The sequence below is a fragment of the Amycolatopsis iheyensis genome (genome assembly GCF_024703995.1).
GTDB lineage: Bacteria > Actinomycetota > Actinomycetes > Mycobacteriales > Pseudonocardiaceae > Amycolatopsis > Amycolatopsis iheyensis.
The window spans coordinates 160,855-173,597 of the sequence record NZ_JAMXQV010000009.1 but is presented as its reverse complement, the minus strand read 5'-3'; the positions used below and the strand labels follow the sequence as shown (position 1 = coordinate 173,597).

15 protein-coding genes are annotated in these 12,743 nt (G+C 71.9%); 3 read left to right on the top strand and 12 right to left on the bottom strand.

Going from position 1 to position 12,743, the window contains the following annotated elements; translation table 11 throughout:
• Nucleotides 1-6: 6 nt before the first annotated feature.
• The 4 genes from M8542_RS19625 to M8542_RS19610 form a co-directional block, all read right to left on the bottom strand.
• Nucleotides 7-411: a MaoC/PaaZ C-terminal domain-containing protein gene (locus M8542_RS19625; RefSeq protein ID WP_257921651.1), complete on the bottom strand. Its 405-nt coding sequence runs from the start codon at nucleotides 409-411 to the stop codon at nucleotides 7-9.
• On the bottom strand, nucleotides 408-869 hold the full coding sequence (locus M8542_RS19620) for a MaoC family dehydratase N-terminal domain-containing protein (RefSeq protein ID WP_257921650.1): 462 nt from the start codon (nucleotides 867-869) through the stop codon (nucleotides 408-410). The genes M8542_RS19625 and M8542_RS19620 overlap by 4 nt, the downstream gene beginning before the upstream one ends.
• 1 nt (nucleotide 870) lies before the next feature.
• Nucleotides 871-2,055 carry a lipid-transfer protein gene (locus tag M8542_RS19615; RefSeq protein WP_257921649.1) on the bottom strand — a complete coding sequence of 395 codons (1,185 nt, stop codon included), beginning with the start codon at nucleotides 2,053-2,055 and terminating at the stop codon, nucleotides 871-873.
• 130 nt (nucleotides 2,056-2,185) lie between these two features.
• On the bottom strand, nucleotides 2,186-2,767 hold the full coding sequence (locus M8542_RS19610) for an HD domain-containing protein (RefSeq protein WP_257921648.1): 582 nt from the start codon (nucleotides 2,765-2,767) through the stop codon (nucleotides 2,186-2,188).
• A 93-nt stretch (nucleotides 2,768-2,860) separates the two neighbouring features.
• Between M8542_RS19610 and M8542_RS19605 the strand changes: the two genes are divergently transcribed.
• Entirely contained in the window at nucleotides 2,861-3,820 is a 960-nt protein-coding gene (locus tag M8542_RS19605; RefSeq protein ID WP_257921647.1) for a GlxA family transcriptional regulator, read from the top strand.
• 7 nt (nucleotides 3,821-3,827) lie between these two features.
• Here M8542_RS19605 and M8542_RS19600 read toward each other — a convergent pair whose 3' ends face one another.
• The 6 genes from M8542_RS19600 to M8542_RS19575 all read right to left on the bottom strand — a co-directional run bounded on the left by M8542_RS19600 (nucleotide 3,828) and on the right by M8542_RS19575 (nucleotide 8,372).
• Complete coding sequence (locus M8542_RS19600; RefSeq protein ID WP_257921646.1) at nucleotides 3,828-4,034, bottom strand: hypothetical protein; 207 nt, start codon at nucleotides 4,032-4,034, stop codon at nucleotides 3,828-3,830.
• The gene (locus M8542_RS19595) at nucleotides 4,031-4,378 is read right to left on the bottom strand and encodes a TraR/DksA family transcriptional regulator (protein ID WP_257921645.1); all 348 of its coding nucleotides are present in this window, start codon (nucleotides 4,376-4,378) and stop codon (nucleotides 4,031-4,033) included. Before M8542_RS19595 ends, M8542_RS19600 begins: the two co-directional genes overlap by 4 nt.
• Nucleotides 4,379-4,388: 10 nt before the next feature.
• Nucleotides 4,389-5,468: a hypothetical protein gene (locus M8542_RS19590; protein ID WP_257921644.1), complete on the bottom strand. Its 1,080-nt coding sequence runs from the start codon at nucleotides 5,466-5,468 to the stop codon at nucleotides 4,389-4,391.
• An 80-nt stretch (nucleotides 5,469-5,548) separates the two neighbouring features.
• Complete coding sequence (locus tag M8542_RS19585) at nucleotides 5,549-5,962, bottom strand: cupin domain-containing protein (protein WP_257921643.1); 414 nt, start codon at nucleotides 5,960-5,962, stop codon at nucleotides 5,549-5,551.
• Nucleotides 5,959-7,308, bottom strand: a complete 1,350-nt coding sequence (locus M8542_RS19580; RefSeq protein ID WP_257921642.1) for an NAD-dependent succinate-semialdehyde dehydrogenase — start codon at nucleotides 7,306-7,308, stop codon at nucleotides 5,959-5,961. The genes M8542_RS19585 and M8542_RS19580 overlap by 4 nt, the downstream gene beginning before the upstream one ends.
• Nucleotides 7,305-8,372 (bottom strand): isocitrate/isopropylmalate dehydrogenase family protein, encoded by a 1,068-nt coding sequence (locus M8542_RS19575; protein WP_257921641.1) that lies wholly within the window; start codon nucleotides 8,370-8,372, stop codon nucleotides 7,305-7,307. The genes M8542_RS19580 and M8542_RS19575 overlap by 4 nt, the downstream gene beginning before the upstream one ends.
• A 120-nt stretch (nucleotides 8,373-8,492) precedes the next feature.
• On the opposite strand from M8542_RS19575, the gene M8542_RS19570 reads away from it, so the two are divergent.
• Entirely contained in the window at nucleotides 8,493-9,371 is an 879-nt protein-coding gene (locus M8542_RS19570; RefSeq protein WP_257921640.1) for a GntR family transcriptional regulator, read from the top strand.
• Nucleotides 9,372-9,566: 195 nt separating this feature from the next.
• On the top strand, nucleotides 9,567-10,529 hold the full coding sequence (locus tag M8542_RS19565; protein ID WP_257921639.1) for a helix-turn-helix domain-containing protein: 963 nt from the start codon (nucleotides 9,567-9,569) through the stop codon (nucleotides 10,527-10,529).
• A gap of 77 nt (nucleotides 10,530-10,606) precedes the next feature.
• Here the strand turns inward: M8542_RS19565 and M8542_RS19560 are convergent, their stop codons facing one another.
• A complete protein-coding gene (locus M8542_RS19560) occupies nucleotides 10,607-11,335 on the bottom strand; it encodes a D-Ala-D-Ala carboxypeptidase family metallohydrolase (protein WP_257921638.1) in 729 nt (242 codons plus the stop codon).
• Nucleotides 11,336-11,370: 35 nt separating this feature from the next.
• The gene (locus M8542_RS19555; RefSeq protein ID WP_257921637.1) at nucleotides 11,371-12,684 is read right to left on the bottom strand and encodes a GH25 family lysozyme; all 1,314 of its coding nucleotides are present in this window, start codon (nucleotides 12,682-12,684) and stop codon (nucleotides 11,371-11,373) included.
• Between the last annotated feature and the right edge of the window lie 59 nt (nucleotides 12,685-12,743).

Here is a 12,743-nt window from a genome sequence, read left to right as displayed (position 1 = left end):
TCCTGTTCAGTCGATCGCCACGACGGCGTGGCCGCGCAGCGTGGTGGTGCCGTCGTCGAGGTCGACGGCGAGGTCGAGGGTGGCCCGGCGTTCGCCGCCGGCGTCGTCGACCGACACGACCCGGGCGTGGCAGACCGGGCGGGCCGCGACGGGTGTGATGGCGACGAACCGGACGCCGTAGGAGCGCAGCCGTTCTTGCGGCGCGATGCGGGTGAGCAGCCGCGCGAGGTAGGCCATCGAGAGCATCCCCTGCGCGAAGACGTCGTCGAGGCCCGCGGCCTTCGCGACGTCGAGGTCGAGGTGGATCGGGTTGTGATCGCCGGAAGCGCCCGCGAACAACGCCAGGGTGGTGCGGGAGATCGGTTCGATCGGCAGCGGCTCGAACTCGTGGCCGGCGGTCCAGGTCGTCATGCGTTCACCTCGGCGGGCCGGCGGATCGCGGTGGTGCCGACGGCTTCGGCGACCAGCTGTCCACTGTGGTCGGTGATGCTCGTCGTCGTGACCAGGAACTCCAGTGCGCCGCCACGCTTGTCGTAGACGTCGGTGATCCGCGCGGTCGCGGTCAGCTCGGCACCGGCGTGGGCCAGGCGGTGGTAGTGGAACTCCTGCTCGCCGTGCAGCACCGTGGTCAGGTCGATGCCGAGGTCGGTGAGCCAGGTGAACGGGTCGGCCGTTTCGAGGCTCACCGCGAAGAAGAACGTCGGTGGCACCGGGAGGTCCGGGTGCCCGGCGGCCTTCGCGGCGTCGAGGTCGGTGTAGACCGGATCGGTCTGGCCGGTCGCCTTGGCGAACAGGCGCAGCCGGCCGCGGTCGACGAGCAGCGTCCGGGTGCCGGTATCGCGTCCGATGTGGACTTTGTCGATCGGCATCTCACGCGGCCTTTTCGTACAGGGTGACCACGCAGGCGCCGCCGAGGCCGAGGTTGTGCTGCAGGGCGACGGTCACGTCGTCGACCTGGCGGCCCCGCGCCTGGCCGCGCAGCTGCCAGACCAGTTCCGCGCACTGGGCGAGCCCGGTGGCGCCGAGGGGGTGCCCCTTGGACAGCAGGCCGCCGGAGGGGTTGGTGACGACCCGGCCGCCGTAGGTGTTGTCGCCGTCGAGGACGAACTTCTCGGCGGTGCCCGCCGGCGTGAGGCCGAGCGCTTCGTAGGTCAGGAACTCGTTGGTGGTGAAGCAGTCGTGCAGCTCGACGACCCGGAGGTCTTCGGGCCCGACGCCTGCGGCCTCGTACACGTCGTTGGCGGCCTTGACCGTCATATCGTAGCCGACGACCTGGCGCATGTCGCCGGCTTCGAAGGTGGCGGGCGTGTCCGTGACCAGGGACTGGGCCTTGATCCGGACACCGGCGTCGATGCCGTGGGCGCGGGCGAACTCCGGCGTGCAGACGATCGCCGCGGCGGCGCCACAGGTGGGCGGGCAGCACTGCAGGCGGGTGAGCGGACCGTGGACGACCGGCGAGTTCAGGACGTCGTCGAGGGTGATGGGATCGCGGAACACGGCGTAGGGGTTGTTCGCGGCGTGCCGGCGCGCCTTGACGGAAATCCGGGCGAACACGGCGGGATCGATGCCGAACTCGTCCACATAGGCCTGTCCGGCGCCACCGAAGAGCCGGGCGGCCTGCGGCGCGTTCTCGTCGTGGCCCCGCAGCTCCCGCTGCACGTCGTCGTGCCGGGCGAGCGGGGAGACGCGGTCGGTGTAGACGCTGGAGAGCGCGCCGGGGGTCATCTGCTCGAAGCCCAGCGCGAGCGCGCAGTCGACCACCCCGGCGGCGACCGCCTGGCGGGCCAGGAACAGCGCGGAGGAGCCGGTCGAGCAGTTGTTGTTGACGTTGACGATCGGAATCCCGCTCAGCCCGACGCCGTAGAGCGCGGCCTGCCCGGAGGTTGAATCGCCGTATACATAGCCGGCGTAGGCCTGGCCCACGGCCCGGTAGTCGAGCCCCGCATCTTCGAGCGCGGCCCGCACCGCACCCTCGGCCATGTCCACATAGCTGCGACTTTCCCGGGGTTTGGCGAACGGAACCATGCCCACCCCGGCGACGACGACGTCGGCCACGACGTTTCCTTCCCTCGAACCATCAGTGGCCATAGACTTACTCGACATTCACTTAATGTCAAGGACAAGTGCTCTGACCAGCAACAAAGGAAGGCTTCGGGTACTCGACGGACCTGAACGGATTTTCTCCTCAGGCCCCCGCCCGTCGCTGGCGGAGCAGCTCCGCACTGATCGAGAACGGCGGCGCCGCCCCCTCGGACCGGGACGCGTGCGCGATGATCGCGTCCCGCACCGACGTGTCCCCCGCCGGACGCGGATAGGCCGCGTGGACCGGCGCCACCGCCGCGGCCTCGAGCACCGTCACGCGCCCGATGTCGAGGAACACTCCTTGGTGCGTCAGGTAAGTCAGCAACCCGCGGCGGTCCGCGATGCCCACGCACGCGTGCAGCGCGATCGCCTCCCACACCCGGTCGACGTCCGCCGCCGGGACCCCGTGTTCCGTCAGGACCGCCGCCGCCAGGTCCGCTCCCTCCACCTCGAACCGGGCGCGGCCCGCCGCCTGCGTCCCCAGCCCCAGGTCGTGCAGCACGCAGGCCGCGAACAACAGGCCCTCGTCGTACGCGTCGTCCTCGACGCTGCCCTCGCGCACGGCCAGCAGGCGGGCGAACAGGAAACTGCGGACGCTGTGGTCGGCGATCGGCGCCGCCTCCGTCGTCCGCGCCAGGGCCAAGCTCGCTTCGGCCAGGGGTCCGGTGGGCAGGGCGAGATCCATGCGGGGCTCCTCCAGAAGGGGTACGGCCATCCTGCGCAGTGGCCCAGTTCGGCGGAAAGTGGCAGCAATGCCGTCCTGTGCTAAATTCTGGCCATGGCGGTCGTGGCGGTCCTCGCCCTCGACGGGGTGGTCGGCTTCGAAGTCACCATTCCCGGGCAGGTGTTCGGCACCGCCAACACGGTCGCGGGCCGGCCCGCCTACGAAATCCGAGTCGTCGCCGAGGGCGAGATCACCACCAGCCCGGCGTTCGGCTCGCTGAGCCTGCGGACGCCCTGGGACCTGGACAGCCTCGCGCAGGCCGACACCATCCTCGTTCCCGCCCAAGCCGGCTTCCGCTCCCCGCCGCCGGACGCGGTGGTGGCCGCGCTCCGGGCCGCGGCCGCGCGGGGCGCCCGGATCGCCTCGATGTGCGTCGGCGCCTTCACCCTCGCCGCCACCGGGCTGCTCGACGGACTGGCCGCCACCACGCACTGGGAGCACGCGGCCGAACTGGCCCGCCAGTACCCCCGGATCGACGTGCGGCCGTCGGTCCTGTTCGTCGACCACGGCGCCCTGCTCACCTCGGCCGGGGTCGCCGCGGGGCTGGACCTGTGCCTCCACCTCGTCCGCCGTGACCTGGGCGCGGCGGTGGCCGCCGACACCGCACGCCGGGTCGTGATGCCGCTGCAGCGCGACGGCGGGCAGGCGCAGTTCATCGTGCACACCGACCCCGCCGACCGCCGCGCCACCCCGCTGCAGGACACCCTCGCCTGGCTGGAGGCCAACCTGTACCGCCCGCTGACCCTCGCCGACATCGCCGCCCACGCCGGCCTGAGCGTCCGCAGCCTCAACCGGCACTTCCGCGCCCAGGTCGGCACCACCCCGCTGCAGTGGCTGCTGCGCATGCGCGTCAACCGCGCGCAGCACCTGCTCGAGACGACGGACCTGGCGATCACCCAGGTCGCCCGCGAGACCGGCCTGGGCGCGGCCCCGACGCTCCGCCACCACTTCGGCCGGATCGCGGGTGTGTCACCGCAGGCCTACCGCGCGGCCTTCCACGCGCCGTCCCCCTGAGCCGGCGTCACGCGAGCGGATGTCCCCGGCCGGAGCCGCGGGAGACTGCGGCTTCGTCGCCCAGCCGGCCCATCGCGGCCGGCGGCAGGCCCGGCACGTGCGAACACACCGCGGCGCTGCCCTCCGGGAAGTCGGCGGCCGGCAGCGGATCGGAGACCACTTGGGCGAGGAACCGGGCGCAGCAGCTCGGGTTGGCGAGACCAGCAGCGGTCACCTTCGGTTGGCGCAGGCGATGCAGATCCGCGTCGCGGGAAGGGCGGCGAGCCGGGCGTCGGCGATCGGGCCGCCGCAGCGTTCGCAGACCTCGTAGACACCGGCGCGCACGCGCGCGGCGGCCGCATCGAGGGCCGCGAGCTCGTCCTGGGCCTGCCGCAGCAGGGCCTGGACCTGCTCCCGTTCGAAGGCGATGGTGGCGCCCTCCGGGTCGTGTTCGTCGTCGGCGTTGCTGAACTCCGACGCCGCCACGATCTCGTCCCGCTGCCGGGTCAGTACCGCGGCCAGCCGCGCGGTCTCGGCTCGCGCGGTCTCGATCAGCTCCGTCGCGGCGCGCTCGTCCATGAGGCTCAGCCTAGTTCGCCACCACGGCGTCGAGCGCGTCGTGCAGTTCGCGGGCGACACGTTCGAGTTCCTCAGCCGCCTCGGCGACCCGGTGGGGGTTGCGGTACAACGAGTTCGCGGCCTCGAACGCCTCGTCGACGGCCTCGTCGAGGCGGTGCAGAGCGCCTCGCAGGCGCAGGTTCTGCCATTGCCGGTCCTGCAGGAGCTCGCCGATGCGCTTGCCGTGCCGGCGGAACCGGGCGAGGTGCCGCTCGTGGGTTTCCAGCACGGACACGCCGACCTGTCCGTGCTCGACGACGTGCCCGAGCAGGCCCACGTCGGCGCGTATCGCCCCGAGCACGGTGAAGAGGGCGGCGACGTGCACGTGAAGCGGATCCGCGTCCACCGGCGGGGTTTCGGCTTCCGCCTCGCCGGAGGCGGCCCGCCGGCGCGACAGCCACCCGATGAAGCCTTCGGAAGCCAGCTTGGTGCCGTGCTCCGCCAGCTTCTCGGCGGTCTTCACGGCGACGGGCACCGCGCCGGCCAGCGCACCACCCGTCGTGACACCGACGGCCACCGAAAGGGCGAGCGGCAGCAACTGCCTGGCGACGGATCCGGCGTGCCGAGCCACCCGCCGGACGGTGCTGGGGGCGGCCGCCGGCGGCGCGAGTTCGATCTGCCGCCGCACCCGCATGCCGAACGTGATCAAGTGCCACCGGGCAGCCCACACCAGTGCCGCGCGATCCCCTTCCACGGCCCGGGCGGCGCCCAAGGCGTCGAGGGTGTCGTCGACCAGCTCGTCGACGGGCGGCGGCGGTGGGCAGTGATAGCCGAACACCTCGAGGAGCCGGGCGAGATCGCCGGCCGCCAGGTCGGCGAACGTGCTGAACTGCTCGTCGGTGAGTGGCTCGTCCGCGGTCTCGGCCATGACGTGCCACAGCTGATCGTCCCGGGCGAGCGCCGTGATCGACTCCAGCAGGTCGTCCAGCCGCTCGCGCAGCTCGACGGCGGTGTCGCGGTCGTACCGGAGGGCCTGGTCGCGCTGGACGGCCTGCCGCAGCCGGCCCTCGTCCCGCACCAGCGCACGCACCTCGTGCACAGCGTCGGCCATGGCACCTCCCGGTGGTACGCACTCCGCAGATGGGAGGTAGTCGCACAACCCCTTTCCCCCGTTACGCAGCCCCGGTACGGCTAACGACCCTGATGCTCGGCGTCCACCCGGCCGGTCACCCCCGTCGCCGCGATCGTCCGGGTTGCCTCCACCGACGCGTACGTCCACAAGATACGCATCGGCTCGGTGCCGGACGCGTTCCGGAACCGGTGCGGCACACCGGCATCGACATACGTCGTGTCCCATGTGGACAACTCGTGCTCCTCGCCGTCGATCTCGACGATCGCGTTGCCCTGCAGGATCACGACGCTCTCCGGGCAGTTGTGCGTGTGCAGCGGGATGCCCGCGCCCGGCTCGAACCGCGTCATGCCGTTGAGGAACACCTCGGCGCCGCGGGCCTTCGTCACCAGCGGGATCGTGCTCGCCCCGCCGCCGCGCGAGAACGCCGCCAGTTCGGCGGGGCGCAGCACCGATGCGGGGAAGTGGCCGGTCATGGTCGGGCTCCGATCCAAAGGGTCTTGGTGTTGCAGAATTCGCGGATGCCTTCGGCACCCAGTTCGCGGCCGTAGCCGGACTTCTTGATGCCACCGAACGGCAGGCGCGGGTCCGAGGCGACCACCGCGTTGACGAACACCGCGCCGGCCTCGATCTCGCGAGCCAGGTCCACATCGGACGTCCAGACCGACGCCCCGAGACCGAAGTCCGTGCGGTTGGCCAGGTCCACGGCCGTGGCCGTGCCGGGCACGCGGGTGATCGCGGCGAGCGGGCCGAACGTCTCCTCGTCGAAGGCCGCCATCCCGGGTCGCACGTGGTCGAGGATGGTCGGCGGGTAGAAGAAGCCCGGACCGTCCACGGGTTCGCCGCCGAGCAGGACTTCCGCGCCGGCCGCGACGCTGCGGCGGACCTGGTCGTGCAGCGTGTCGCGCAGGTTCGCCCGTGCCATCGGCCCGATGGCCGTCGCCGGGTCGGCGGGGTCGCCGACCTTCAGCTCCGCGGTGTGCCGCAAGAACGCCGCGACGAACTCGTCCGCGACGGCGTCCTCGACGATGAACCGCTTGGCGTTGACGCAGCTCTGACCCCCGTTGAGGAAGCGCGCCGGCACCGCGGCCCGCGCCGCCGCCTCGACGTCGGCGTCGGCGAGCACCAGGAACGGGTCGGAGCCGCCCAGCTCCAGCACCTGCTTCTTCAGCGCGGCCCCGGCCTGCGCCGCGACGATCGCGCCGACTTCGGTCGAGCCGGTGAGCGTGACCGCGGCGATCCGGTCGTCGGCGATCAGCGGCGCGATCTGCTCGACGCCGACCAGCAGCGTGCGGAACAGGTTTGCCGGGAATCCGGCGTCCCGCACGACCTCCTCCACCGCGAGCGCGCACTGCGGGACGTTGTTGGCGTGCTTGAGCAACGCGCCGTTGCCCGCGGCGAACGCCGGGGCGGCGAACCGGAAGAACTGCCAGAACGGGTAGTTCCACGGCATCACGGCCAGGACCACCCCCAGCGGGTCGTAGCCGACGCTCGCCCCGGCCGTCACACTCCGGTCGGCGAGATAGCCGGCCGCGTGTCTGGCGTAGTGCTCACACGTGACGGCGCACTTCTCGATCTCGGCTTCGGCCTCGACGAGTGGCTTGCCCATCTCGCCGACGATGAGCCGCGCGTAGCGGTCCTTGCGGTCCCGCAGGACGGCGGCGAGGTCACGCAGCATCGCCGCACGCTCGGCGAGTGGACGTTTCCGCCACTGCCGCTGGGCACTGACGGCGGCGTCCACAGCGGACTCGACCTCGTCGCCGGTCAGTGGGGTGAAGCGGGCCAGTTCGGCGCCGGTCGCCGGGTTGACGGAGACGATCACGCGGCGTTCCCCTTGATCTCGGCGAGGTGGCTGAGGACGGCGTCGGCGAAGGCGTCGGTGCCGAGGGATCCGCCGATGTCGCGGGTGCGGGTGGCGGGGTCGTCGAGGGTGGCGTCGACGGCTTCGGTGATCAGCGTGCCGGCCTCGACCAGCGCGGGGTTGCCGTCGCGGTGGCCGCGCCAGTCCAGCAGCATCGCCGCCGACAGGATCAGCGACGTCGGGTTCGCGATGCCCCGGCCGGCGATGTCGGGCGCGGAGCCGTGCTGCGCCTGGGCGACGCAGATGGTGTCGCCGGCGTTGATGGAGCCGCCGAGCCCGAGGCTGCCGGACAGCTCCGAGGCCTCGTCGGACAGGATGTCTCCGAACATGTTGGTGGTCACCAGGACGTCGAACCGCTCGGGGTCGCGGATCAGCAACGCGGCGGTCGCGTCGACGATCAGCTCCTCCAGCTCCACCTCGGGGAACTCCGCGGCGACCTTGCGGACCTCACGCAGGAAGAGCCCGTCCGACAGCTTGACGACGTTGGTCTTGTGCACCGCGGTCACCTTGCGACGGCGGCCGCGGGCGAGGTCGAACGCCGTGCGCGCCACCCGCTCACACGCCTTCGCGCTGACCTTCCGGATCGACAAAGCGAGATCGGGGTCCGGCATGAACTCCCCCGTCCCGGCGTACATGTTGCGGTCGGAGTAGAAACCTTCGGTGTTCTCGCGCACCAGGACGAGGTCCATCGGCTTGCGCAGGATGCTGAGGTCCGGCCGGGAGCGGCACGGGCGGATGTTGGCATGAAGGCTGAAGGCTGTGCGCAGCTCCGCGGAGGGGTTGATGCCGCCTTCGGAACGCGGCGGGTAGTCGTAGTGGCCGACCGGGCCCAGCAGCACGCCGTCGGCTTCGGGGACGCGGTCGAGCACGTCGGCGGGCAGCGTCGTCCCCGAGGTGGCCAGGCTCGCGTGCCCGATCTCGCGCGTCTCGAAGTCCAGGCCGACGTCGAGTGCGTGCAGGACCTCGAGGGTGGCGCCGGTGATCTCGGGACCGATGCCGTCACCCGGCAGAACGAGGATCTTCACTGAACTGCTTCCTTCCCGGCTTGGTCTTTCACCATGGCATAATACCAATCGTTGGTACAATACCCCTCCGAAAGACCATCCGGTAAGCTGTGCCCGCAGCTCGTGGACGGACGGAGGCACATGGCACCGACCCCGCTGACCCGGCAGGTCGCGGCCCGCATCGTCGACTACATCCGCGACGAGCGAGCCGACCCCGGCACGCGGCTGGTCGAACGCACCCTCGCCGAGCACCTGCGGGTCTCCCGCTCCCCCGTGCGCAGCGCGCTACGGCTGCTCGAGGACACGGGCGTGGTCGCCCCGGCCGAACGCGGCGGCTACACCGTCGTGCGCACCGGCGACCAACTCGACGACGTCGCCGTGGCGAACGACGACGAAGCGCGCTACCTGCGGATCGCGGCCGACCGCCTCGACGGCAAGCTCCCCGACCGCGTCACCGAAAGCGCGTTGACCCGCCAGTACGACCTGTCACCCGCCGATCTCAACCGCACGCTGCGGCGCATCGCCACCGAGGGCTGGATCGAGCGCCTGCCCGGCTACGGCTGGGAGTTCCAGCCCGCGCTGACCTCCGAGCGGGCGTATGCGGACAGCTACCGCTACCGGCTGATCACCGAGCCCGCCGCGATCCTCGAACCGACGTTCGCCCTCGACCACCGGGCGATCGAGGAGGTTCGCGCCCAGCAGCGGAAGCTGGCCGACGGCGCGATCCACGACGTCGGCAACGCCGAGCTGTTCGCCCTCAACCGCGCCTTCCACGAGGCGATCATGGAGTGCAGCGGCAACACGTTCCTCATCGAGGGCCTCCGCCGCATCGACAACCTCCGGCGGCTCATCGAGTACCGCCGCTCGCTCGAACGCGACCGCGCGATCATCCGCTGCCGCGAGCACGTCGAGATCGCCGACCTGCTCCTCGCCGGCCGCCGCGCCGACGCCGCCGAGCTGATGCGCGAACACCTCAGCACCGTCGGCGAAGAGAAGGTCGCCGACAACGCGCGGCGCTGAGCTTTGAGGCAGACCGCGCCCAGCAGCAGAAAATCGCCGACAACGCGCGGCAAGCCGCACCGGGCGAGCGACCACCACATGGGCGGGGCGTGCTCAGCCGTGTGGCCCAATCCGCCGGTTTCCGCCGAGCTCGGGCCCGGACGGTGTTAACTTCCGTCCGTTCATCCGCGGCCCGAGCGAGGTGTTGCCGTCACCGTGACCCTGCACACGGACAAGTTCGCCGCCCAGCTGCGCGTGCTGAAGGACCGCAGCGGGCAGGGCTACGACCGGCTCGGCAAGCAGGCCGGGGTCAGCGGCTCCAGCCTGCACCGGTACTGCTCGGGCAAGAGCGTGCCCGCCGACTACCGCGTGGTCCACTCGTTCGCCAAGGTCTGCGGTGCGTCCGCGGAGGAACTGCGCGAACTGCACCAGCTCTGGGCCCTGGCCGACGCCGGCCGGATCGAGGAGGCGCCGCCGGAGCCGGCCGAGGCCGGTGAAGCCGCCCCGCGCTCGCCGCGCCGGCTCGGGTACGCGGCCGTGGCCGTCGCCATCGTGGCGTTGCTGGCGGGCGGCCTGATCTGGGTCACCGCCGACTGGTCCGGGCCGGCCACCGGCCGCTACGCCGACCGGATGCTGTTCTCCCCCGCCTGCCAGCCGCCGGTGAGCATGGGCCAGCACGACGAATGCGTCACCGAGGTGCAGAACCTGCTGGTCTCCGCCCAGGGCCGGCTCTCGGTCGACGGCTCGTTCGGCCCCGAAACGCTGCGGCGGGTCACCGCGTTCCAGGTGCTGGCCGGCCTGCCCGCGCGCGGCGTCGTCGACGAAGCCACCAAGAACGCGCTCTACGACCACCGCACGAGCATGGCCGGCTGGTCGGCGGCGATGGTGGAACAACGGATCCGCGCCGTGTTCACCGAGGCGCCGGACACCGCGGTGGCGATCGCCCGCTGCGCGTCGTTCCTCGACCCGCTGTGGGTGCTGCCGAACACGAACGGCAGCCGCAACTGGGGGATCTTCCAGATCTCCGACGCGCGCCTGCTGGACCTGGGCGGCACCCCGCGGCAGGCGTTCGACCCGGTCTGGAACATCGACGCGGCGCACCGCCTGTGGAGCGCCCACCACGACTTCCACGACTGGCCGTCCTGCTCGGCGGCCCTGGAGAACCCGCAGTCGCATTGAGGGCGGAGCGGCACTGGCTGACGCCGGAAACCCGCGGAATTCCGGCGGGCTTCCGGCGTCAGACCCCCAGTCGCCGGTCAGACTGTTCCGTTCTCCCACCACCACGCGCGGCCGAGGTCGGCCCGGCTGTCCACGTGCTGGTGGTCGGTGTTGTAGGTCTCCAGGCCGGAGAACCCGCTGGTCTCGGCCTTCTGGTAGACGGTCTTGTTGGCCACGCCCGGCACGTTCAGGTCGGCCGCGGTGCCGTAGAGGTGCATGCTGTCGCTCGCGCCGCCGATCTCCGCGTTGTGCGCGATGCTGCGGAACCCGGAGTTCACCGTGATCGGCTTGTTCCCGAGCTTCTTGCGCACCGCCTCCAGCTTGTACATGCAGCGGCGGGCGTTCTCCTTGGCGGTGGCGGCGCTGACCTTGCCGCCGTTGAAGGTGCCGCTCTTCCGGTCGGTGAACTCGCTGAAGTCGAAGTGCGCGGTCGACCCGTCGCTCTGCTCCAGCGCGTTGAGCGCGGCCTGGGTGGCCGGGCCGACCTGGGCGTCCGCGCCCAGGCCGTAGGCCGCCTGGAACCTGCGGACCGCGGCCGCCGTGCCGGGGCCGAATTCGCCGTCGATCGAGACCCGGCTGTGGCTGGGCGAATCCGCCGCCCAGCCGGCGACCCGGATCTGGAGCTCGGTGACGTCGGCGCCGGTGTTGCCTTCGACGAGGGTGCGGGACCACGGGTACGCCTGGGCGGTGCCGGCGAGCAGCAGCGGGCTGACGACGGCGGCGGTGCCGATCACCGCGGCGCCGCGCAGCACCGTGCGGCGGCTCATGGGGAGACTCATTCTGGTCCTTTCCTTGCGGGGGTTCACCGGTTGGCGAGCTGGTCGAGGTCGGCCTGGGTGCCGTTGAAGACGTCGCCGGTCGCCGGCGCGGGGATGCCGTCGGGGATGGCCACGTCGGTGTACTGCCACATCAGCCAGGTATTCGACCCGGCGGGCAGCGCCGGCTGCGTGACGGACTGCCGGTAGTCGGCGAGCTGCATCGGATAGGCGGACAACGCGGTGGTGCCGCCGAGGCACGAGTCCAGGAACGACTTCTGGGTGTAGATGATCGGGGTCCGGCCGAACGCCGTCTGGACCTTGTCGAGCCAGGCCTTGGCGTCGGCGACGGTGACATACGGCGGGCAGCCGCCGGAGCCGTCGTCCTTCCACTCCAGGTCGAACACGGGCGGCAGGTCACCGGCGCGCTTGCCGGTGTAGCCGGTGGCGCGCACCGCGGCGACGAACCGGTCGGCCTGCGCGCCGCCGGTGCCGGCCGCGGTGCCCGTGTAGAAGTGGTAGGGCCCGACGGCCAGGCCGGCGTTGCGCGCGGCGGGCAGGTCGGTGGCGAGGTAGTCGTCGGTGACGTTGAGGCCGCGGGTCGCCTTGACGGTCGCGAACTCGACGCCGGATGCCTTCACCGCGCCCCAGTTGATCGGCGCGCCACCGGGGTGCTGGTACTTGGCGGTGTCGACGCCGTCGATGGGGTGCCCGGCGGGCTTCGGCGGCACGCAGTAGGTGTTGCGGCTGGACCAGTCGGCGACCTTCGCCCAGGTGGTGGGCCCGGCGACGCCGTCGGCGCTGGCGTTGACGCAGTGCTGGAACTGGATCACCCGGGTCCGGGTGCCGTCCCCGAACCGGCCGTCGATCGTCAGGGGCGGGTAGTGGCCCGGCTCCATGGCGAGGTTCAGCCGGCACTGGAGCTCTTCGACGTCCACGCCGGTGGAGCCGCTCTGCAGGGTCGGGCGGGCCGTGGAGTGGCCGCACACGACGCTTTGCGCGGTGCCGGCCGTGCCCTGGGTGGCACACTTGCGCGGCCGGGCGGCCCACGAGTTGAGCGCGGCCCAGGTGTTGGGCCCGATCTGCCCGTCCACACCGAGCGCGGCGCACTTCTGGAAGACCCGCACCCGGGCATCGGTCGCCGGCCCGAAGGAGCCGTCGGCGCCGATGGGCGTGTACCGGCCGGCTTTGGTGGCCAGGTTGAGTTCGCACTGGGCCTCGGTGACCGCGGCACCGGTGGCGCCTTGGGCGAGGGTGGGCTGGGCGGCGGTGTGCCCGCAGACGGCAACGGGCTCGGCCGCGACCGCGGCGGCGCCGGGAAGCACGAGCAGCACCGCGACGGCGAGAGCGAGTTTGCGCATGGCGAGGAGGCTGGCAGTGGCAGGCCGGGTCGATCACCGGTCGGGGCCGGATTCGGGAT

What these genes read in the sequence shown, in the direction of transcription:
- M8542_RS19555 (WP_257921637.1), bottom strand. Translation starts at nt 12,684, where the DNA reads ATGCGCAAACTCGCTCTCGCCGTCGCGGTGCTGCTCGTGCTTCCCGGC.
- M8542_RS19560 (WP_257921638.1), bottom strand. Translation starts at nt 11,335, where the DNA reads ATGAGCCGCCGCACGGTGCTGCGCGGCGCCGCGGTGATCGGCACCGCC.
- M8542_RS19570 (WP_257921640.1), top strand. Translation starts at nt 8,493, where the DNA reads ATGGCACCGACCCCGCTGACCCGGCAGGTCGCGGCCCGCATCGTCGAC.
- M8542_RS19590 (WP_257921644.1), bottom strand. Translation starts at nt 5,468, where the DNA reads ATGGCCGACGCTGTGCACGAGGTGCGTGCGCTGGTGCGGGACGAGGGC.
- M8542_RS19605 (WP_257921647.1), top strand. Translation starts at nt 2,861, where the DNA reads ATGGCGGTCGTGGCGGTCCTCGCCCTCGACGGGGTGGTCGGCTTCGAA.
- M8542_RS19620 (WP_257921650.1), bottom strand. Translation starts at nt 869, where the DNA reads ATGCCGATCGACAAAGTCCACATCGGACGCGATACCGGCACCCGGACG.
- M8542_RS19585 (WP_257921643.1), bottom strand. Translation starts at nt 5,962, where the DNA reads ATGACCGGCCACTTCCCCGCATCGGTGCTGCGCCCCGCCGAACTGGCG.
- M8542_RS19625 (WP_257921651.1), bottom strand. Translation starts at nt 411, where the DNA reads ATGACGACCTGGACCGCCGGCCACGAGTTCGAGCCGCTGCCGATCGAA.
- M8542_RS19595 (WP_257921645.1), bottom strand. Translation starts at nt 4,378, where the DNA reads ATGGACGAGCGCGCCGCGACGGAGCTGATCGAGACCGCGCGAGCCGAG.
- M8542_RS19610 (WP_257921648.1), bottom strand. Translation starts at nt 2,767, where the DNA reads ATGGATCTCGCCCTGCCCACCGGACCCCTGGCCGAAGCGAGCTTGGCC.